This is a genomic window from Agrobacterium tumefaciens, assembly GCF_013318015.2.
GTDB classification, from domain to species: domain Bacteria; phylum Pseudomonadota; class Alphaproteobacteria; order Rhizobiales; family Rhizobiaceae; genus Agrobacterium; species Agrobacterium tumefaciens.
In genome coordinates this window covers 1,233,037-1,253,633 of sequence record NZ_CP115842.1, presented here as the reverse complement: position 1 = coordinate 1,253,633, position 20,597 = coordinate 1,233,037, and the positions used below count along the sequence as shown (strand labels likewise).

Sequence of the window (20,597 nt, the reverse complement as noted above, 5' to 3'; positions counted from 1 at the left end):
GGTTATTTTTCTGGAGAATTTAAGTCATCTTATTACGCAAGGAGCGGATTGTGATCCAATAAGTGAAACTGGATTTTTTCAGAACTACTGATTATGAAAATTCTTACGGATAATAGCTTGGAATTATTCAAATCCGTCAGGAAAGGCAGTGATGATGGGCAGGAAACCGGCAAACCGGGCGGACGCGTTCGAGCTGCGGCACCTGCGCTATTTCACCACGCTGGTGGATGAGCGCAATTTCGAGCGCGCCGCCGCCCGCCTCGGCATTGCCCAGCCGGGTCTGAGCCAGCAGATCATGGCGCTCGAGCAGATCGTCGGCATGCCGTTGCTTGACCGGACACGGCGATCGGTGAAGCTCACCACGCCTGGCCAGCTTCTTTATGAGGATGCCCGCAAAATTCTCGCCAATGCCGAGGCGACACTTGCGGCGCTTAAACGCGTCGATCGCGGCGAGACGGGCCGCATCTCCATCGGTTATGTCGCTTCGGCCGCCTATTCCGGCCTGATGATCCAGTCCATCGCCAGTTTCCGCGCCTCTCATCCCGATGTGGAACTGCAACTGATCGAGATGGAGATGCGGCTGCAACTCGCCAAGATCGCCGACGGAAATCTGGATTTTGCCTTCATCCGCCCGCCTGCGCCCGTTCCGGAAGGTGTCACAACCCATGTGGTTCTGCGCGAACCGCTGGTGGCCGCACTTCCTGAAAACCATCCCCTGGCCTTTGCGCTGCAGGTCGACCTCAAGAACCTTGCCGACGAGACCTTCATCACACCGCGGCAGCCGCCGGATGTCGGCTTTCATTACAATACGATAGAAGCCTGCAACGAGGCCGGGTTCCAGCCAACGATAAGCCCGGAAGGCCGGGATTACACCACCATTACCAGCATGGTGGCGATCGGCCTCGGTGTGGCGCTGGTGCCGCGCTCGCTCGATTGTCTGCGGTTGCCCGGCGTGCGCTACGTGCCGCTTGCAGCAAGCGCCACGACTTCCGACCTCGCCATCGCCCACCGGAAAACGGAAGCCTCTCCCGCCGTCAGGGCCTTCATTCTCCATACCCGCAATTGACGCGACCGCACCCGCCCATGCGCTGAATATCCACGACCCGGCTGCCGATCCCGTGGACGAAAAACCCGTCATCGTCCGTTTCCGCGGCATCGGTGGCAACAGGCCAAGCGACGCAACCACATGAGATTACGGAAAGAATGGCGCTCTTTTCGGCAAACCGGAAGCAAGGCCTAAATCCCGTCCGGATATTTTCTGTTCCCGCTTTTCCCCGCAGCCGCGGCGCACCGTATAATCGCGGCAGATTTCGATTTACGGGAGACAGCAATGGCTGAGACTTACGAACACCACGCCGCAGGCCTCGAATCCCCGGCATCCCATGCTTTCGAGGTTGTTCCTGATGATACGAACCCGCTTCCTTCCCCCACGCGCGCCATCTATGTGGGCAATGGTGGTCATCTCTGCCTGACCCTGCTTTCTGGCGCGACGGTGACCTTCCAGAACCTGCCCGCAGGCAGCCTGCTGCCGGTCAGGGCCACCCGCATATTTGCAACCCGCACCACCGCCACAGGCATTCTGGGGCTCAATTGAGCGCTCCATCGCCGGCTGATCTCCTCGATCTGAAACGCAGCCCTCGCCAGAAGCCCACCAAGGAGTGTGACACTTTCATGACAAGCTTTCAGGTTGATGTCAGCAAAATGAAGCATCCGCCATTGATCGGCCCATGCGGCAGCTTGGACAGCGGCGTTCCCGCCCCTTTTTCGTTGCCGCCGGCCTATCGGAAATCTGGTGGATCTGGCAGTGGCTCTTTTTACCGCGAAAGCGACGGGAACAATAACGTATCGTCCGGAAATAGGCAGCGTGCCGCTCTGTCTGCTGACGGGAGCCTATCTGCTGTTTTTTACAAACCAGACGTTCTGGTCGAAGGTTCACACCTATCTTTCCGCCTATCCGGTCGCCATCGTTGGGCTTTATGTCGCCATAGCGGCGCTTTTCGGCGCGCTCATCACCATTTTTTCCGCCAAATATCTCATCAAGCCGTTTCTTATCTTGCTGGTATTCGCGGCCGCGGCGGCTTCATGGTTCATGGACCGCTACGGCATCATCATCGACAGCGACATGATCCGCAACGCCGTGGAGACCACGCGGGTGGAAGCGGGCAATCTGATGACACCTGGCCTTTTCTGGCATCTGACCATCTATGGGCTGGTGCCGTCGCTCGTCATCGCCGCCGTCCGGGTTCGGCATCGGCCGATCATCGACAAGCTGCTGTGGAACACCGTCAGCATCCTGATCTGCCTCACCGTTGCCGGCATCATCAGCTTTGCGAATTCCAAAACATTCACCACCGCCGTGCGCCAGCACAAGGATATCGTCAAAAGCGTCAATCCCTTGTCGCCGATCATATCCACCATTCACTATCTGACGCAGGCGGAAAAGGAAGCTGACATACAGGTGAGCCCGATCGGCAAGGATGCGAAAATCCTGCCGGCGCTGGGTGGCATCCACAAGCCACGTATCACCGTCATCGTGGCTGGTGAGACCGCGCGCGCCGCGAACTTTTCCCTGAACGGCTATGGGCGCGACACAAACCCGGAACTGGCAAAGCGCGACGTGATCTATTTCCCTAATACAACCAGCTGCGGCACTGCGACGGCGATTTCCATTCCCTGCATGTTCTCGAAATTCCCGCGTTCTGAGTATAGCCACAACAAGGCGCTCGCCAACGAGAACGTCATGGATGTTCTTGTCCATGCCGGTGTCGGTGCAACCTGGCTGGACAACAACACCGGCAGCAAGAACGTGGCCGACCGCATTCCCTTTTTCGACCTGCCTTCCACCAACGACACCCGCTTCTGCACCGGCGGAGAATGCCGCGACGATATCTTCTTCGACAAGCTCGACGCATGGCTCGACAACGTCAAGAAGGACAGTGTCATCGTGTTGCACCAGATGGGCAGCCATGGGCCGACCTACTATCTGCGTTACACCGACGAATTCCGGAAGTTCACCCCGGACTGTCGAACCGCTGAGCTTGGCAATTGCACGGACGCGCAAATCGTGAATTCCTATGACAACACGCTTCTCTACACCGATCATTTCCTGTCGACCGTGATCGACAAGCTGAAGGCACGCTCCAACACGCTGGCAACGGGGATGATCTACGCCTCGGACCATGGTGAATCGCTTGGCGAGAACGGCGTCTATCTTCACGGCGCACCCTATCTGCTGGCACCCGACCAGCAGACCCATGTGCCGTTTCTCGTCTGGTTCGATGATGATTTCGCCAAATCAATGGGGCTGGATCGCGCATGCCTTGCAAAAGGCGCAGCAAAGGGCGGGCGCTCGCACGACAATTATTTCCACAGTATCCTTGGAATGATGAACGTCTCCACCTCCGTCTACGATTCCGCGCAGGACGTGTTCGGCGGCTGCACCCAGCGCCAGAATAGCTGAACATACAGTGCTTGACGCTTATCCCGTGAAAGCGATACGCAAGACGACGCGATAAAGGAGCTGTCTTGCGGGTTCTGCTTGTTGAAGACGATCATGTGCTGGGAGAGGCGCTGCGAGACCATGTCGCCGCGGCAGGCCACGCCGTCGACTGGTTTAAGTTGCTCGACGACGCCACGGCGGCGACGCTGACCATGGCCTACGGGCTCATCCTGCTCGACATGCGGCTGCCGGATGGCGATGGCATCACCCTTTTGCAATCACTGCGCAACCGCGATGACTCGACGCCGGTGATCATTCTGACGGCGCACGACCAGGTGTCCGACCGGATTGCCGGACTGAATGCCGGTGCGGACGACTATCTGGTCAAGCCCTTCGATCTCAACGAGCTTTCGGCACGCATGCTGGCGGTCTCGCGGCGGTACGAGGGGCGCTCCGCCCCCGTCATTCGCCTGCCCGGCATCGAAATCAACCAGGTGGCGCGCAATATCGTCGTTGACGGAACAGCGCAAACGCTCAGCGCCAGAGAATGGGCCGTGCTGGAAAAGCTGGTCGAGCATCCCGGTGCGGTCGTCTCTAAATCTCAACTGCACGACACGCTCTATGAATTCGGCGCGGAAATAGAAAGCAATACGGTCGAGGTCTATATCAGCCGGCTGCGCAAGAAGATCGGCCATGACCGCGTCGAGACCGTGCGCGGCGTCGGCTACACCATCAGGTAGACAGAAATGGCCAGACCAACCAGCATGACCCGCAAGCTCGTCACGGCGCTGACGAGCGTTGTCGCCATATCCTGGTTTATCGCCTGCGGGTTGGGCGTCATGGTGATGCAGGACGAGTTCGCTGAAATTTTCGACGCTGGCGTTGAGGAAACAGCCGAAAGACTGCTGCCACTGCTGGTGGACGATCTCAGGGAAAACAACACGGGTCCCGCCTCGCAAAAACTCAACCAGTCTGCACATGCGGCGGAATATCTGACCTATCAGGTTCGCGACCGGGAAGGACAGGTCGTCCTTCATTCGCATGACAGTTCGACCGAACCTTTCGAGGTCTCTCTCGACCCAGGTTTTTCTGAAACGGCGACCCAGCGCATCTACACGGTGGCGACACCGGACGGGAATTACTTCCTTCAGGTCGCAGATGCCTTCGCAAACCGGCGTGAGGCAATCGAGGAAGCCGGCACTGCAATTTTGCTGCCCGTTCTCATTCTTATCCCCGCCAGCATCTTTGCCGTTATCTTTGTGGTGCGCAAAACCCTGCAACCGATACAGACCTTGCGCGACGAGATCGGGAAAAAAGACGGCGGCAATCTCGCGCCGCTGGAAACCCTGCCGTTTCCGGCTGAACTTCACCCGATTGCCCGCTCGGTCAATCTGCTGCTGAGGCGGCTGCGATCGACAATCGAAGCGGAAAGGGAGTTTACCGCCAACAGCGCCCATGAATTGCGCACGCCGATTGCCGGCGCGCTGGCGCAGGCGCAGCGGCTGCACGCCGATATTCCGCCTGAACTTGCACCGCGCGTGGAAAATATCGAGAAAGCCCTGATGCATCTCGGCCATCTCGCCGAAAAACTGCTGCAGATGTCGCGCGCGGAAGCAAGGATCGGGGTAACAGACACGGCGACCGACCTCATCCCCATTCTCGAGCTCATCATCGACGATATGAGCAGAACGGCGATCGGCACGTCGCGCATCCGCTTCACCAATCGCTGCGAAGGCGGCCTGAACTGCAAGCTGGGCACGGATGCCTTCGGCATCATCATCCGCAACCTTCTCGAAAACGCCCTGATCCACAGTCCGCCGGAAAGCCCGGTGCACATACTGGCCGAAGAGAACGGCACGATCCGCGTCGTCAATTCCGGCGCGGCGATCGACAAAGCGCTTCTTCCCAAACTGACGACGCGCTTTGTCCGAGGCCCGTCCAAGGCTGATGGCACCGGGCTTGGCCTCGCTATCGTCAGAAGCCTGATGGAACAGATTGGCGGCGAACTCGTGCTATCCTCCCCTGCACCCGGCAGACAGGACGGTTTTGAGGCCCGCATCGTGCTTCCGGTCGAAGACGCCTGAATCCGCTGAAAACAAAAGCCCCGCCAGGGGGCGGGGCTTTCGCTGGTATAATTGTGGCCGCTCAATCCTCGTGAATATGACTATGGTCGCGCGTATCGCGCATCTTCACATAAACTACCAGCGACAGCGCAATCATGATCGTAACGTACCAGAAGAACCAGTTTTCGTGGCCGATCTGCTTGAACTTCAAGGCTACGAATTCTGCCGTTCCACCGAAAATCGTGTTCGCCAGCGCGTAGGGCAGAGCCACACCAAGCGCCCGGATGTGGGCGGGGAACATTTCCGCCTTCACCACCGCATTGATGGAAGTGTAGCCGGTGACGATCAACAGGCCGACCAGAACGAGAGCGAAAGCCATGATCGGGTCGGTTGTCGTCGCCAGCGTCGTGAAGATGAGATAGGTGAACAGCGTTCCAAGAATGCCGAAGCCGACCATCAGCGGCTTGCGACCCACCTTGTCCGACAGCGCACCGGCAATCGGCTGGCACAGCATGAAGACGAAGAGGGCTGCCGTGGTGATTTCGGTCGCGCTTTCCTTGCTGAAGCCGGAGGTATTGACGAGGAATTTCTGCAGATAGGTCGTGTAGGCGTAAAAGGCGAGCGTGCCGCCTGATGTCAGCGCCATGACCATCATCGCTTCCCGCGGATAGTGCTTGAACAGCGCCCATCCGCTCGATTTCGGCTTGTCCGCGTTGCCCGCCTTGGCATTTTCAAAGGACTGCGTCTCGGCAAGGCCGCGACGGATGTAAAACACCGCAATTGCAAGAACGCCACCGATGAAGAAGGGAATGCGCCAGCCCCAAGCGCCGAGCTGCTCGGGTGTCAGAACCCGCTGCAGAACCAGCAACACCGCCAGCGCCAGAAGCTGGCCGGAAATCAGCGTCACATACTGGAAACTGGAGAAAAAGCCGCGACGGTTCTTGCCGGCCATTTCGCTGAGATAGGTCGCGCTGGCGCCATATTCACCGCCGACGCTGATGCCCTGCAGCAGGCGGGCAAACACCAGAATGGCAGGCGCTGCAATGCCGATCGTCTCGTGGCCGGGTGTAATTGCGATCAACAGCGAGCCGAGGCACATCAAGGTAACGGACAAGGTCAGGCCGGCCTTGCGGCCCTTGCGGTCGGCATAGGTTCCCATGAACCACGCACCGATGGGCCGCATCAGAAATCCGACGGCAAAAACGGCGGCCGCGCTCAGCAATTCAGCGGTCTGGTTTCCGGAAGGGAAAAACACCGGCGCGAAATAAAGGGTGAAGGCCGAATAAACGTACCAGTCGTACCATTCGACGAGGTTGCCCGCCGATCCGCCGATAATGGATTTCAAACGGGTTTTCTGATCCGGTGCCGTAGCGGGACCATTTGCCATAATATTCACGGTAAACTCCAATTCATCTCGCCTGGAGGTGGAAGGGCGAACGGAAGGTGTGATAATTTGTCGCTCTCGGAGGGGGTATATACCCGCCATATTGCAATGCGCAAGTTTACGCCGCATCGCAGCATGGCAATGGCAGCGTCTACTCGCCATCTTCCGCGCCGGACCATTCTAATCCGCCTTGTCACCCGGCCGTGCTCAAACTAAAAAATATCAATGATTTACGATACATCGGACATCCATATCGAAAAGCTTCTAATCCCCGCCGCGCGCGCGGGTGAAGCGCTGGCACGACTGGACGAGAGGATAAGCCGGTCGCCGATGAAACACGGCTTCATCGAAAGGCAGGACTTTACCGACGCGATTTCCTCCATGTGGGTGGATGGCGAACTCGTCCATATGGAAGATCTGGTCCTGCATGACGCCCATATGGATGTGCGGGCGCCAACCCATGAAATGACGGCGGCGCACCGGATCGTCCGCTCAAGGCGGCTGATTTTTTCAAACGCGCCAGGCTGGGCCTTCACTGCACCAGGCCTTTCCCGTCTGCGCGGAAGAATGGGAATTGCCGCCGACGAGACGGCATTTACCCCGGAAACGGTGGATCATTCCGGCAACGAAGAGTCTGATGCAGAAGGCGAAACACCGCTGGACGGGGCCTTTTCCGAGCTGGACGCACTTCTGGCGCGAAGCGCCGCGACCTTGGACGCGATCACCGCCGGCACCACCCTTGCGCCGGTGACACATCGGGAAGAGGCCCATCCGATGATCAACGATCCCGACTGGGACGAGGAGGAAAGGCTGAAGGAATGGCGGCAGGTCCTTGGCCAGACGGAGGAGCTGCCCCCAATCCTGCGCACCGCGATCCTGCTGGATGCCTGGAATATGATCGAGGTTCTGCAACGCAGCCCCTGGCTCGGCAGGCTCATGGCCGCCGCTTTTCTGCGCGACGGGGCTGTCTCTCCCGACCACCTGCCGGCGCTCAGCGCTGGTCTTCGTGCCGTCCCGCGCGAGCGCCGGCACGCCAGAAACCAGACGCAACGCCTAGTCGCCCTTCTCGACAGCTTTTACGAGGCGGCGCTGGCCAGCATGAAGGAACATGACAGGCTGACCCACGCCAGAGAACGCATGATGCGCAAGCTGGCCGGCCGACGCTCGTCTTCGCGTCTTCCAGACCTGGTGGAGCTTGTCGTCTCCCGGCCGGTGGTTTCGGCGGCCATGATCGTCAGGGAACTCGGCACCACGCCGCAGGGCGCGATAGGGCTCGCCAATCAACTGGAGTTGAGGGAGGTTACGGGCCGCGGCCGCTTCCGTGCCTGGGGCATGCTGTAGCACAAGCCGCCAGTCTTCATCCGCCTAAACCCCGGAAAAATAGTATTTTTCTCAACCCCTTGTTCGTGCGATGAATCCCGCAGGAATCCTGCGATCACGAATCTTAACAAAATTTAACTATTGCGTAGGTGGATGAAGCGGCTATGTTCTCGCTGCGTTGCAACACGATTTTTCTCCGGTAACGCGGTCGCATTCGGCTCCGGCAACCTTTCTTTGCCATCCGCATTAAAGTGTCCACCATGAGGGAGATGCAAAAAATGACAATTTCAGTCTCACAACTCGATTCCGATCAGGAAACAGATGCTCCTTTCGCCCGAAAAGTCCTGATGGCGCGCAATCTCGCCGGATATACGGTCGATCAGCTTGCCATCACCTGCGGCCTGACAGCCAATGAAATCCGCGCCCTGGAAGACGGCTCAGACAGCGATCCTCTGCGCATCAGGCGCGTTGCCGCCGCCCTGCATATTCCAGTCGAAACCGTTATCTGATCGTTCACAACGATCCGAACCAAATCTCAGCGCCGCCGGGGACGATGTTCACGCAACATCCGGGCGGCGCGCGTAACGGTTTGAACGCTACAAGTCTCTCCGGAACATTTTCCGCTCCGCTCTCTTAACATTTCCGTTATCCGGCACCACATGATGTCCGCACGGGACATGTTCGCCATGTGGCCCGCCTGCGCGAGAGCACCAATAATTTCCGGAATCCTGCCATGACACTCAGCCTTAAAACCGAAGAACGGGTTTCTTCAGCATTGGATGAATTGTGGCCAACGGAGAAAACGGAAATTCTCGACTGGCTCGTCACCGGCACGAAGGACGAGCGCTTTATCGATGAGATATTCTTCGAGCTGTGTAGCAGGTTGCGCGAGAGTGGAATTTCCATAGCGCGGGGCGCACTTGCCTTCCGCATTCGTCACCCGCAATGGCTTGGCGCGCGCATCCTGTGGAAGGCCGGCATATCGTCGGCCGAGATCACCACCTATGGCTATGGGGCGGAGAGCTCGCCCGAATATCTGAACAGTCCCATCAACGACATCCATCAGGGCGCAACCGAAATCCGCCACCGCCTGACCGGAGACGAAATCGAGCCATCCGCTTATCCGATCTATGAGCAATTGCGCGCCGACGGGCTGACGGATTATTTCGCCTGGCCGATCGAACATACGTTCGGCAAGCGCCATGTCGCCACTTTTTCCAGCGATCGGCCCGGTGGCTTTTTGGAAGCGGAAGTCCTTGCGTTGAAAAACCTGCTACCGGCGCTCGCGCTGGTCAGCGAAATTCGCCTGAAAAACCGCATGACGCGCACCCTGCTGGAGACCTATGTCGGGCCGCATGCGGGCGAAAAAATCCTCAATGGTGCAACGACGCGCGGCAGCGGCATAACGGTCGGCGCGGCGATCCTGATCTGCGACCTGCGCAACTTCACCCATATTTCCGACCTCTGGCCGCGCGATGATGTGATCGAATTGCTGAACGGTTATTTCGACGCGATGTGCGATCCGATCGAGGAATTCGGTGGTGAAATCCTGAAATTCATGGGCGATGGGCTGCTGGCGATTTTCCCGCTCAGCGATCCGCAGGCTTGTGAAAACCTGCTGAAAGCCATTGCCAGCGCACAGAAAAGTCTCGTTGCCCTCAACGACATCAATTGCCAGAAAGGCCATGACCCTCTGGGTTACGGCATCGGCGTCCATGTCGGCGATGTCATGTATGGCAATATCGGCTCGAAAACCCGCCTCGATTTTACCGTCATCGGCCCGGCCGTAAACATCGCATCACGGCTTGAAACCCTGACCAAGGAAACCGGCCGCAACGTCCTGTTTTCCGAAGAATTCGTCCGTATGGCCGGACATGAGGACAAGCTGGACAATCTTGGCCCATGGCTTCTGCGCGGCCTTGAAACCCCGGTCGAGGTTTATGCGCTTCCCCAACAAGAGGTCGTCGCACCCTCTGTCAACTGACTGCCGGTGGTGATTTTGTCCCCGTTTCAACGCTTTCTCAACGCAGCGCTCACCCGTGCTGCGCAACCTCCCGAAGAGATCATTTCGGCTGCCCTGCCCGTCGTCAAAACGCTTGACACGCCTCCGATGTCGATCTAGCAAAATAGAACATATATTCCATATCGAAACATTGTTTGCGTTCATATTCTGTCTTTCCGGGAGTGGAAGACGGGTGTGAGGAACCGGAGGAAAGATGGTTACGAAATTGGCACTGCTCGGCGCTGGACGGATCGGCAAGGTCCACGCCAAGGCGATCACCACCGACAGCCGTGCGAAGCTGGTGGCCGTTGTGGACGCCGTTGCCGGTGCTGCGGAAGCAATCGCCCGCGAAGCGCAGTGCAAGGTCAGCACAATCGACGAGGTTCTGGCTGACAAGACGATCGATGCCGTCATCATCTGCACTCCGACCAACACCCATGCCGATCTGATCGAGCGTTTCGCCCGTGCCGGCAAGGCCATCTTCTGCGAAAAACCCGTCGATCTGGATGTGGCCCGTGCGGAAGCCTGCGCCAAGGTGGTTGAGGAAACCGGTGCAAAGGTGATGCTCGGTTTCAACCGGCGTTTCGATCCGCATTTCCAGGCCGTGCACAAGGCAATCGAGGATGGCCGCATCGGCAAGGTCGAAATGGTGACCATCACCAGCCGCGATCCCGGCCCGCCGCCAGCCGAATATATCAAGGTTTCCGGCGGCATTTTCCGTGACATGACTATTCATGATTTCGACATGGCGCGGTTCCTGCTCGGCGAGGAAGTGGAAAGCGTATTCGCCACCGGTTCCGTTCTCGTCAATCCGGAGATCGGTGCACTCGGCGATTTCGATAGCGCCAGCATCATTCTGACGACGAAAAGCGGCAGGCAAGCCAGCATTTCGAATTCGCGACGCGCGACCTATGGGTATGACCAGCGTATCGAAGTGCATGGTTCGCTCGGTTCGGCTGCGGCCGAGAACCAGCGGCCGGTCTCCATCGAGATCGCCAATGCTGAGGGCTACACCCGCCCGCCGCTGCATGATTTCTTCATGACGCGTTATACGGCGGCCTACGCGGCGGAAATTACCGCTTTCATCGATTGCATCGAAAACAATGTGGCTCCGTCACCCTCCATCAAGGATGGGCTGATCGCATTGAAACTGGCCGACGCTGCGCTGAAATCCGTCACCTCGAAGGCGGCCGTGACGATCGGCTGATCGACGCAGAAATCACTCCGTAACCGACATCCTGTCCGCGGTGCGTTAACGCATGGCGGACAGGAAAACAGCTATTCGCAAAGCTTTCGCCAGCATCGGCGCCACCCGTGAACTTGACCGGGCAGAGGCAGTCTTCGGACTTGCATGGCAGCTATTCGGAAAATAAGGTTGTCTGACAAGATGCGGCCAGACCATATGGCTGCTGTTCACCTTATTCACGCCGAATCCTCTTTTTGCCGGCAACAGCCGGACAGTGGTTTATTTATGCCATCACCCAAGACCGGTTATCTTTATGCGCTCATAGCATTCACGATCTTTGCAGCGCAGGATGGCATATCCAAACATCTTGGCAGTTCTTATCCGCCCGTCTTCGTCGCAATGCTTCGATACTGGGCCTTCGCCGTCTTCGTTTTGTTGATGGCTGCAAGGTCCTCTGGCGGCATTCGGGGCGCTGTCATGGCAAACCGTCCGTGGCTGCAGATCAGCCGCGGCGTCCTTCTTGCCGTGCAGATTGTTTTTTCCATTTTCTCCTTCGCCGTTGTCGGGCTGGCGCACAGCCACTCCATCCTCGCTTCGGCGCCGCTGATCGTCGCCGCACTGTCCGTGCCGTTGCTTGGCGAACATGTGGGCTGGCGGCGCTGGTGCGCTATTTTTGTCGGCTTCATCGGCGTTCTCGTCATTCTGAAACCTGACGGCGAAGAGTTCGACAACCGCCTGCTGATCACTTTCATCGCCGCCTTCATGCTTGCGCTCTACAGCGTCCTGACCCGCCTTGGCAGCAAGAGCGATTCAGCGATGACGAGCTTCTTTTATACCGGCGTGGCCGGTGCGGCAGCACTGACGCTGGTGGGTCCGTTTTATTGGGTTAGCCTCGCACCCCAGGATTGGGGCTGGATGCTGGCGCTGTGCATTACCGGCATGAGCGGCCATTATTGCCTGATCAAGGCATTCGAGCTGGCGGATGCGGCCTCGGTGCAGCCGTTTTCCTATTACCAGCTCGTGCTCGTCTCCATCATCGGCGTCACCATCTATGGCGAGGTCGTGACATCCAACATGGTTCTGGGTGCTGCAATCGTGATCGCCGCCGGTCTCTTCACCATCTGGCGGGAACATGCCGTTGCCCGCAGGGAACGCAGGCGGGCTGACTGACGTCATTCCCGTTGAACGTCCTCTCAGGCGAGAGCCGCCTCGCAACGCAGCAGCATTCCAAACAGGTCGCGCGGCTCATCCGGATCGGCCAGCAGATCCAGTTCCGTATAAAGCCCGGTGGCGGCCAGTTTCGAGCGCACATAACGCAGCGCCGAAAAATCCTCGGTCGCGAAACCGACGCTGTCGAACAGCGTGATCTGCCTGTCGTTTACCCGTCCCTGCTTTTCACCCGATATGACCTGCCATAGCTCAGTGACGGGGTAGTCTTCGGGCAATTGCTGGATTTCACCTTCGATGCGCGTCTGCGGTGGGTATTCGACAAAAATGTCCGACCGCAGCAGAATGTCCCGGTGCAGTTCCGTCTTGCCGGGACAATCGCCGCCGACGGCATTGATGTGAATGCCAGGACCAACCATGTTGTCGGTCAGGATCGTCGCATATTGCTTGTCAGCCGTGACGGTGGTGATGATATCAGCACCTTCCACCGCGCTCTGCGCACTATCGCAAATTTCGATGGTAAAGCCCTGCCCGGCAAGATTGCGGGCGCATTTTTCGCTGGCGGTCCGGTCGATATCGAAAAGCCGCACCGTGTCGATGCCGAGAATGGCCTTGAAGGCCCGCGCCTGGAACTCGCTCTGCGCGCCATTGCCGATGATGGCCATCGAGCGGGCATTTTTGCGGGCTAGGTGTTTTGCAGCGACAGCCGAAGTAGCAGCGGTGCGCAGCGCCGTCAGAATGGTCATTTCGGTCAGGAGCAGCGGATAGCCGTTGCCGACATCGGAAAGCACCCCAAAGGCGGTCACCGTCTGGCGGCCCTCCTTCATGTTTTTCGGATGGCCGTTCACATATTTGAAGCCATACAGCGTTCCATCACTGGTCGGCATCAGCTCGATGACGCCCTCTTGGGAATGCGATGCGATGCGTGGCGTCTTGTCGAAACTTTCCCAGCGGCGGAAATCCTCTTCCACCACGTCGGCCAGCTCGCGCAGAAACGTATCGATCCCCACGCGCAGCACGAGTTTCATCATATGATCGACGCTGACGAAAGGTACGATATTAAGGTTCGGTATAATCGTCATTGCATCATCCCCCTCAGCCGGCCCGCGTCGGGCGATCCATAACCCGCTTGCCCATCAGGCTGGCAGCCAGGTCGACCATCAGCGTCGCCGTCCTGCCGCGCTCATCGAGAAACGGGTTAAGCTCCACGAGATCGAGACTGCACACAAGCCCGCTATCATGCAGCATCTCCATCACCAGATGCGCCTCACGGAACGTCGCCCCACCCGGAACCGTGGTGCCGACCGCAGGCGCGATCGACGGTTCGAGGAAATCGACATCGAGACTGACATGCAACAGGCCGTTTGCCGCCTGCACCCGCGCAAGGAACGCGCGCAGCAGAACCGCGACACCATGCTCGTCTATCGAGCGCATGTCGTGAACGGTGATGCCGCTGTCTTCCAGTGCGGCTCTCTCGGCTGGATCGACGCTGCGGATGCCGATCATGCCGATATTTTCCTCAGGAACCGCATGGGAGAGCGGCGGAAAGTAACCCGAAAATCCGTCGCGACCGCTGAAATAGGCGACCGGCGTGCCATGCAGGTTACCGCTGCGCGTCGTTTCAAGCGTGTGGTAATCGGTATGGGCATCGAGCCAGAGCACGAAAAACGGCCGGCCACTCTCCGCCACCCGCCGCGCCATGCCGGCGACGGTTCCCGCGGAAATTGCGTGGTCGCCGCCAAGAAAGATCGGAACGGCGGCAGCACTTTCGCGATAGGCGGCCTCCGTCAGCGCCTCGGTCCAGGCGACTGTCTCAGCGAGATGATGCACCGCCGGATTGGGGTGGCTAAAATCCCTCAGCGGCGCCGGCGTTACATTGCCGGTATCGACCACCCGATGGCCCAGATCTTCGAGCGCCCGCGTGAGACCGGCGATGCGATACGCACTCGGCCCCATCTCACACCCCAATTGCCCGGCTCCGATTTGCAATGGCGCACCGATCAGCCTGATATCCATTTGAGCCCTCGCTTTCATCAACCGATAACCTCACTAAACCACACAAACATGGCGGAATGAACATCAAATATTGGCAATATTATCGAAATAGGCTATCGATTTGGTCAAATCTATTTATCAGAATGGCTACCAATGGATGATCTCGACGAACGGCTCGTGACCCTTTTGAGGCATAACGGCAGACGCAGCATTTCCGATCTGGCGATCGAGACGGAAACCTCGCGCGCAACGGTACGCTCACGCATCGAAAAAATGGAAAATGACGGGACTATCATCGGTTATACCGTCATCCTGCGTGCCGATGCGGTGGAGGCGGCGATCCGCGGCATCATGATGATCGAGATTGAAGGCCATGTGACGGACCGCGTCATCCGCACGCTCGGCGGTTTCCCGGAAATATCCGAAATTCACAGCACGAACGGTCGCTGGGACCTGATCGTAGAACTTAACGCCGCCACTCTCAGCGATTTCGACGCGGTGCTCCGCCGTATCCGCCTTGTCCCTGGCATTACCGGCAGCGAGACCAGCCTTCTGCTCTCCACCCCACGCTCCACCCGTGCGCGGCTCTGACGCAGGAGACAGACGCAAAAGAGCGACGAAAACGCATTTTTCGATTTTTTCGACTTGCGCCTCGCAAGAAATCATCTATATGACGACCCACCAAAGCGAACGCGGTAACCCGCTTCAGGCTTTTGGGGAATAGTTCAATGGTAGAACGACGGACTCTGACTCCGTTAATCTTGGTTCGAGTCCAGGTTCCCCAGCCAAATTTCGCCAAACAAAATCAAACTGTTTCGAGCACTTGAGCTGCATCACCGCGCTCTGCCTATATCTGCCAACGTTGTACGCGCGGCTCGATCCGACTCAGACATTTCCGTATCCAGCTGGCCTAGCCTCGATACACCACCGCCCCCCCAGTCATCCCCGCCCCTGCCGCCGTCAATAACAGCGTTTCACCCTCCGCGATGGGCCGCTCAGCATTGGAAACGGAAAGCGAAAGCGGAATAGTGGCGGCAGAAGAGTTGCCGAAGGTTTCGACTGTACGTACCGTCTTTTGCCGGTCGATGCCGATATTGCCGCAGACGGCATCGAACATGCGGGCATTGGCCTGATGCGGCACGAACCGGTGGATATCGGTAGCCGTCATTTCTGCGCGTTGCAGAGCGCGCTGTGAGGTCTGCGTCATCGCGGCGACCGCACGGGAAAAGACCTCGCGGCCGTCCCGCATCGTCATAAGGGTATCTTCAGCCTCTGTATCATTGGAAAAAGGCTGGCTGCTGCCGCCCGCCGCGATCTGGATCAGGTCGTAACCGCTCCCATCCGAAACGAGATCGGCAGACAAAAGGCCGCGCTGCGCATCCCGGCAGGGGACAAGCACGACGGCGCCGGCAGCATCGGCGAACAGAACCGCAGTTGCCCTTTCCGCCGGATTGATACGACGGCTTAAGATATTGGCGGCAACAACCAGCACCGCGCGGCCGTGGGTGCGGACAAAACCATCCGCAAGAGTGAGCGCATAGAGAAAACCGGAACAGGCCCCGGCAAGATCGATCGCCCCGGATTGTGTGAGGCCCAACCGGTGCGCAAGCAGCGGGGCCGAAGGCGGCAAAAGATGGTCTGGTGTGGAGGTCGCAAGCAATGTCAGTGCGATATCCTCGGCGCCAATTTTCGCGTTTTCCAGTGCCATGCGGCCGGCTTTTTCGGCAAGGCCGCTCAGCGTCTCGCCCTCTTGCGCCCAATAACGTGTGCGGATCCCCGTCCGACGCTCTATCCAGCCAGCCTCCAGCCCAAGACGCGTCTCAATCTCCGCGTTGCGGACACATCGCACTGGCACGGCATGCCCGAAGCCAGCCATGCGGGAAGAACGGGTCTGCATTGTCAGGCCTTTCGGAGACGGTTTTTGATCGCGGCCGCGCCGGGTTCTCCCGGAGCGGCTTCAGTCACGATCGAGGCCACTTCGTCCATGGCGTCAAAGGCACGGGTGAGGTCTTGCGCCGTAGAACAATAGGGCGGCATCAGATAGAGCACATTGCCGAGCGGGCGGATGATGAGCCCGCGCTCGCGGAACAATTGCCGCATGCGTGGCCCCGCCTCCGCGAGATAACCGCCGGAGGGCACGACGAGGTCAAGCGCTGCGATGGTTCCAATCTGGCGTATGTTGGTGAAGCGCCTGTCATCCGCAAATCGCCCGAGATTGTCGCGCAGCACTTCTTGCAGTTGACCGATGCGCTGCACCACTGGCTCATCCCGCCAAACCTGCAGATTGGCGACAGCGGCAGCGCAGGCAATCGGATTGGCGGTGTAGGAACTCGAATGGAAAAAGGTCTTGCGGCGATCGGTCGAGAAGTGAGCGTCGAAGATTTCGCCACTGCACAAGGTCGCTGCCAACGGCAGGGAGCCGCCGGTCAGCCCCTTGGAGGTGCACAGAATATCCGGGGAAACTCCCGCCTGCTCGCAGGCGAACATGGTTCCTGTCCGGCCCCAGCCCGTCATCACCTCGTCGGCGATGACAAGGCAACCGTAGCGTTCGGCAATTTGTTTCAGTCCGGCGAGAACGTCCGCGCGGTAAATCTTCATGCCACCGGCACCTAGAGCAAGCGGCTCGATCAGCAAGGCGGCGACTCGGCCCGAACGACAAAAGCTTTCGAACATGTCGAGCGTCTCCTGCTCACAATCCGCTTCCGGAAAAGCAAGTCGGTCGACGCCGAATAGCAGTGGTTCATACGCAGCATTGAACACGCCGCGTTCGCCCGTCGACATGGCGCCGATCGTATCACCGTGGTAGCCGTGCTCCATGACCACGATGCGATCTCGCTTTTCACCGCAATTGTGAAAATAACCGAGCGCCATTTTCAGCGCCACTTCCACCGAGGTCGAACCGCTATCGGAATAAAACACATGTTCCAAGCCGGCAGGCGCGAGTTCGATCAGCCCTTTGGCCAGCGTTTCGGCCGGCTCGTGCGAAAACTCGGCGAAAATGATCTGGTCGAAGGTCTCGGTCGCTGCGCGGATGGCGCACATGATTGCCGAGTGCCGGTGGCCGTGAGTGATGACCCACCAGGATGAAATTGCATCGAACAACCGCTGGCCATCCTCATCGACCAGATAGGCGCCCTCCGCCGAGACGATGCGTTTCATCGGCGGTTCCAGCCCGTGCTGGGTAAAAGGATGCCAGACGCGGGAACGACTCATGCCGGCACCTCCAGGAAATCAGCGAGATCGAATTGTTGAGCGAATGCATGGTGCAGCGCCTCGGCAGTCATCTCCGGTATGCGAGGCAAGCGGCCAAGCGAGCGAACTCGGCCGATATCGGCGATAATGCGCTGATTTTCCCGGTTCTCATCACCGATGAAGACCACGCCGTGCACCGGAATGGCTCTCAGCCGCAGCGCCTCGAGCGACAGCAGCGTGTGGTTGATGGTGCCGAGTGAGGTTCTGGCGCACAGGATCAGCGGAATTCGCCAGCGGGCGAAAATATCGACAAACAGCAATGTGTCGGTCAGCGGCACCAGCAGACCGCCCGCCCCTTCGATCACCAGCGGCCCATCCGTTTCCGGCGGCAGCAAAAGCTCGGGCTCGATCGTGACATTGTCGAAGCGGGCCGAAAGATGCGGTGAGGCCGGCATTTTCAGGCGATAGGCCTCCGGCAGGATGCGCGCGCGCGGCACGCCACCCATCCGCTCCACCACCTCGCTGTCGGTCTCTTCCTCGAGCCCGGATTGCACCGGCTTCCAGTAATGGGCTTGCAATGCGTGAGTAAGCGCCGCAGAAAAAACCGTCTTACCGATACCCGTATCGGTGCCCGAGACGATGAAACGGAGGCTCATCGTTCCTCCTCCATGGCGAGGGCGAGCAGCCCGACCATATCGGCGATCTGGCTTTCCTCGACATTGAGCGTAATGGATATGCGCAGGCGTGCCGTGCCTTCCGGCACCGTTGGCGGGCGGATAGCGCGCACGTCGAAGCCGCCGTCCCGCATACGCGTGGCGATCTTCAGTGCACGCGCATTGTCACCAATCATCACCGGCAATATCTGCGAGCCGCCGGGCGTCACGCCCAGCCGGGATCGTAATTGTTCGCTGGCCAAATTTATCAGTTCTTCCAGACGGATGCGCCGCCAGGGCTCGTCGGCGACGATCCGCAAGGCCTCCCGCACAGCCGCCGCCATCAGCGGTGACGGCGCGGTCGAATAGATGAAACCGCGGGCGCGGTTGGTGAGGTAATCGGCAAGAACCGCAGGCAGACTGATAAGCGCGCCGGAAAGACCAAGCGCCTTGCCGCAGGTGTGCAGCGCCACGACATTACCCCGACCTTCCAGTTCAGCGGCCAGGCCGCGCCGGCCCGGCCCGAACACGCCGGTGGCATGCGCCTCATCGACGACGAGAAAGCCGCCATGTCGCCCGGCGAGGTCGGCAAGGGCCGCAACCGGCGCCCGGTCACCATCCATGGAATAGAGGCTCTCCACCGCGATCCACGGGCGACCTTTGCCGCCCGCCTGCCGCCATCTGTTTATTTCCCGTTCGAATGCCTCAACCTGATTATGCGGCACAGCGACCGCCTTCGCCTTGCCGGCGGCAATGCCGTCATGCACGCTGGCATGGATCAGCGCATCGTAGAGAACGAGGTCGTCCCGCAGCGGCAGCGCGGAAAAAAGTGCGACATTGGCGGCAAATCCGCTACCGAAATAGATCGCCCTCTCAGCGCCGAAAAATACCGCCGCCTCCGTTTCAAGCGCCTCATGTTCGGGATGGTTGCCACGAAGCAGCCGCGAACCACCTGCACCCACAGGCACGCCCCTCTCGATTGCGTCAGTGATCGCCGCCTTCAGCCGGGGTGCATCGGCAAGCCCGAGATAGTCGTTGGAGGTGAAGTCGATACCCTGCCGGGGCGCTAGCGCCCGCAGGCGCGACTTGCGGTGCAGACCGGCAAGCTTCAGCTCATAGGCGGAGAGCGCCGACGAATTCACCGGGTCTCTCCCGCTTCCGCCGTTTGCAACGCCATCGGCTTCAGGCCCAGCCGCCGGAACAGCGCCGTATCGTGATCTTCCCCCGGATTATCCGCCGTCAGCAGCGTCTCGCCGACGAAGATGGAATTCGCCCCGGCCAGAAAACAGAGCGCCTGCGTCTCATCACTCATTTCGGTACGTCCGGCGGAAAGCCTCACATGCGAACGGGGCATGAGGATGCGCGCAAGCGCAATGGTGCGGACGAAATCGATCGGATCAACCGGAGCGGCCTTGGCAAGCTTCGAGCCGGGGATCGGGATCAGCATGTTGATCGGCACGCTTTCCGGCGGAACCGGCAGATTAGCAAGGGTTACCAGCATGGAAATACGGTCCTCGACCGTTTCTCCCATGCCGAGAATGCCGCCGGCGCAGACCTTCATGCCGGCATCACGAACATTGGCAAGCGTTTCCAGCCGATCTTCGAAGGTGCGGGTGGTGATGATCTCCGAATAGAACCGCTCCGACGTATCGACATTGTGATTGTAGTAATCTAGCCCGGCGTGGGCGAGACGTTCGGATTGTTCCGGCGTCAGCATGCCGAGTGTCATGCAGGTTTCCATGCCGAGCGCCTTGACGCCTTGGACCATTGCCACCACCGCCTCCATGTCGCGCTCCTTAGGGTTGCGCCACGCCGCCCCCATGCAATAGCGCGTCGCCCCGCCCTCTTTCGCCTTGCGTGCCTCTGCCAGCACTCGCTCCACCTCCATGAGTTTGGAAGCCTTCAGACCTGTTGGATTGCGGGCGGACTGGCTGCAATAACCACAATCCTCCGGGCAGCCGCCGGTCTTTATCGATAAAAGCCGGCTCATCTGGATGGCGTTGGCATCGAAATGGCGACGATGCACCTGCTGTGCCCGGAACAGGAGGTCATTAAATGGTAAATTATAGATAATTTTTGCTTCTTCGAGTGAAGGATCCGCTTTGATTGAGGGAATCTGCGCCTGATTTTGTTCAATTTCCGTGATAATCTGATTCATCCGGCGATCTTCCCTTCAAATAAATAGATAGAACTTAT

At 59.0% G+C, this 20,597-nt stretch carries 19 protein-coding genes and 1 tRNA gene; 12 read left to right on the top strand and 8 right to left on the bottom strand.

Annotation, left to right across the window (positions count from 1 at the left end; translation table 11 throughout):
- The first annotated feature begins 151 nt into the window (after positions 1 to 151).
- The 5 genes from G6L97_RS19225 to G6L97_RS19205 all read left to right on the top strand — a co-directional run bounded on the left by G6L97_RS19225 (position 152) and on the right by G6L97_RS19205 (position 5,523).
- Positions 152 to 1,066, top strand: coding sequence for a LysR family transcriptional regulator (locus G6L97_RS19225; protein ID WP_004431656.1), 915 nt, complete (start codon positions 152 to 154; stop codon positions 1,064 to 1,066).
- A gap of 264 nt (positions 1,067 to 1,330) precedes the next feature.
- Complete coding sequence (locus tag G6L97_RS19220) at positions 1,331 to 1,594, top strand: spike base protein, RCAP_Rcc01079 family (RefSeq protein WP_003508451.1); 264 nt, start codon at positions 1,331 to 1,333, stop codon at positions 1,592 to 1,594.
- A 198-nt stretch (positions 1,595 to 1,792) separates the two neighbouring features.
- A complete protein-coding gene (locus tag G6L97_RS19215) occupies positions 1,793 to 3,460 on the top strand; it encodes a phosphoethanolamine transferase (protein WP_174003587.1) in 1,668 nt (555 codons plus the stop codon).
- Between the two features lie 65 nt (positions 3,461 to 3,525).
- The gene (locus G6L97_RS19210; RefSeq protein WP_004431644.1) at positions 3,526 to 4,179 is read left to right on the top strand and encodes a response regulator transcription factor; all 654 of its coding nucleotides are present in this window, start codon (positions 3,526 to 3,528) and stop codon (positions 4,177 to 4,179) included.
- 6 nt (positions 4,180 to 4,185) lie between these two features.
- Positions 4,186 to 5,523, top strand: coding sequence for a sensor histidine kinase (locus G6L97_RS19205; protein ID WP_035252629.1), 1,338 nt, complete (start codon positions 4,186 to 4,188; stop codon positions 5,521 to 5,523).
- Positions 5,524 to 5,584: 61 nt separating this feature from the next.
- Here G6L97_RS19205 and G6L97_RS19200 read toward each other — a convergent pair whose 3' ends face one another.
- Positions 5,585 to 6,889: an MFS transporter gene (locus G6L97_RS19200; protein WP_004431639.1), complete on the bottom strand. Its 1,305-nt coding sequence runs from the start codon at positions 6,887 to 6,889 to the stop codon at positions 5,585 to 5,587.
- Between the two features lie 222 nt (positions 6,890 to 7,111).
- On the opposite strand from G6L97_RS19200, the gene G6L97_RS19195 reads away from it, so the two are divergent.
- The 5 genes from G6L97_RS19195 (at position 7,112) to G6L97_RS19175 (ending at position 12,564) form a co-directional block, all read left to right on the top strand.
- The gene (locus tag G6L97_RS19195) at positions 7,112 to 8,227 is read left to right on the top strand and encodes an RHE_PE00001 family protein (protein WP_060641892.1); all 1,116 of its coding nucleotides are present in this window, start codon (positions 7,112 to 7,114) and stop codon (positions 8,225 to 8,227) included.
- Between the two features lie 257 nt (positions 8,228 to 8,484).
- Entirely contained in the window at positions 8,485 to 8,715 is a 231-nt protein-coding gene (locus G6L97_RS19190; RefSeq protein WP_004431634.1) for a helix-turn-helix domain-containing protein, read from the top strand.
- Positions 8,716 to 8,939: 224 nt separating this feature from the next.
- Positions 8,940 to 10,190: an adenylate/guanylate cyclase domain-containing protein gene (locus G6L97_RS19185; RefSeq protein ID WP_174003584.1), complete on the top strand. Its 1,251-nt coding sequence runs from the start codon at positions 8,940 to 8,942 to the stop codon at positions 10,188 to 10,190.
- A gap of 232 nt (positions 10,191 to 10,422) precedes the next feature.
- Positions 10,423 to 11,415 carry an inositol 2-dehydrogenase gene (iolG, locus tag G6L97_RS19180; protein WP_004431628.1) on the top strand — a complete coding sequence of 331 codons (993 nt, stop codon included), beginning with the start codon at positions 10,423 to 10,425 and terminating at the stop codon, positions 11,413 to 11,415.
- A 264-nt stretch (positions 11,416 to 11,679) separates the two neighbouring features.
- Entirely contained in the window at positions 11,680 to 12,564 is an 885-nt protein-coding gene (locus tag G6L97_RS19175; RefSeq protein ID WP_060641926.1) for a DMT family transporter, read from the top strand.
- 23 nt (positions 12,565 to 12,587) lie between these two features.
- On the opposite strand, the gene G6L97_RS19170 is transcribed toward G6L97_RS19175, so the two are convergent.
- Positions 12,588 to 13,643, bottom strand: a complete 1,056-nt coding sequence (locus G6L97_RS19170) for an ornithine cyclodeaminase (protein ID WP_065703355.1) — start codon at positions 13,641 to 13,643, stop codon at positions 12,588 to 12,590.
- A 13-nt stretch (positions 13,644 to 13,656) separates the two neighbouring features.
- The gene (rocF, locus tag G6L97_RS19165) at positions 13,657 to 14,577 is read right to left on the bottom strand and encodes an arginase (RefSeq protein ID WP_060641890.1); all 921 of its coding nucleotides are present in this window, start codon (positions 14,575 to 14,577) and stop codon (positions 13,657 to 13,659) included.
- Positions 14,578 to 14,709: 132 nt separating this feature from the next.
- On the opposite strand from rocF, the gene G6L97_RS19160 reads away from it, so the two are divergent.
- Together G6L97_RS19160 and G6L97_RS19155 are read left to right on the top strand one after the other, a co-directional pair.
- Positions 14,710 to 15,147 carry an Lrp/AsnC family transcriptional regulator gene (locus tag G6L97_RS19160; protein WP_004431612.1) on the top strand — a complete coding sequence of 146 codons (438 nt, stop codon included), beginning with the start codon at positions 14,710 to 14,712 and terminating at the stop codon, positions 15,145 to 15,147.
- 123 nt (positions 15,148 to 15,270) lie between these two features.
- Positions 15,271 to 15,344 (top strand) — tRNA-Gln (locus tag G6L97_RS19155).
- Positions 15,345 to 15,466: 122 nt separating this feature from the next.
- Here G6L97_RS19155 and G6L97_RS19150 read toward each other — a convergent pair.
- The 5 genes from G6L97_RS19150 to bioB are packed head-to-tail and all read right to left on the bottom strand — an operon-like array spanning position 15,467 to position 20,559.
- The gene (locus tag G6L97_RS19150) at positions 15,467 to 16,453 is read right to left on the bottom strand and encodes a beta-ketoacyl-ACP synthase III (protein ID WP_060642192.1); all 987 of its coding nucleotides are present in this window, start codon (positions 16,451 to 16,453) and stop codon (positions 15,467 to 15,469) included.
- Positions 16,454 to 16,455: 2 nt separating this feature from the next.
- A complete protein-coding gene (locus tag G6L97_RS19145; protein WP_174003582.1) occupies positions 16,456 to 17,769 on the bottom strand; it encodes an adenosylmethionine--8-amino-7-oxononanoate transaminase in 1,314 nt (437 codons plus the stop codon).
- The gene (gene bioD, locus G6L97_RS19140) at positions 17,766 to 18,404 is read right to left on the bottom strand and encodes a dethiobiotin synthase (protein ID WP_013762020.1); all 639 of its coding nucleotides are present in this window, start codon (positions 18,402 to 18,404) and stop codon (positions 17,766 to 17,768) included. The genes G6L97_RS19145 and bioD overlap by 4 nt, the downstream gene beginning before the upstream one ends.
- Entirely contained in the window at positions 18,401 to 19,543 is a 1,143-nt protein-coding gene (locus tag G6L97_RS19135; protein WP_013762019.1) for an 8-amino-7-oxononanoate synthase, read from the bottom strand. The genes bioD and G6L97_RS19135 overlap by 4 nt, the downstream gene beginning before the upstream one ends.
- The gene (gene bioB / locus G6L97_RS19130; protein WP_060642189.1) at positions 19,540 to 20,559 is read right to left on the bottom strand and encodes a biotin synthase BioB; all 1,020 of its coding nucleotides are present in this window, start codon (positions 20,557 to 20,559) and stop codon (positions 19,540 to 19,542) included. Before bioB ends, G6L97_RS19135 begins: the two co-directional genes overlap by 4 nt.
- Positions 20,560 to 20,597 lie beyond the last annotated feature (38 nt).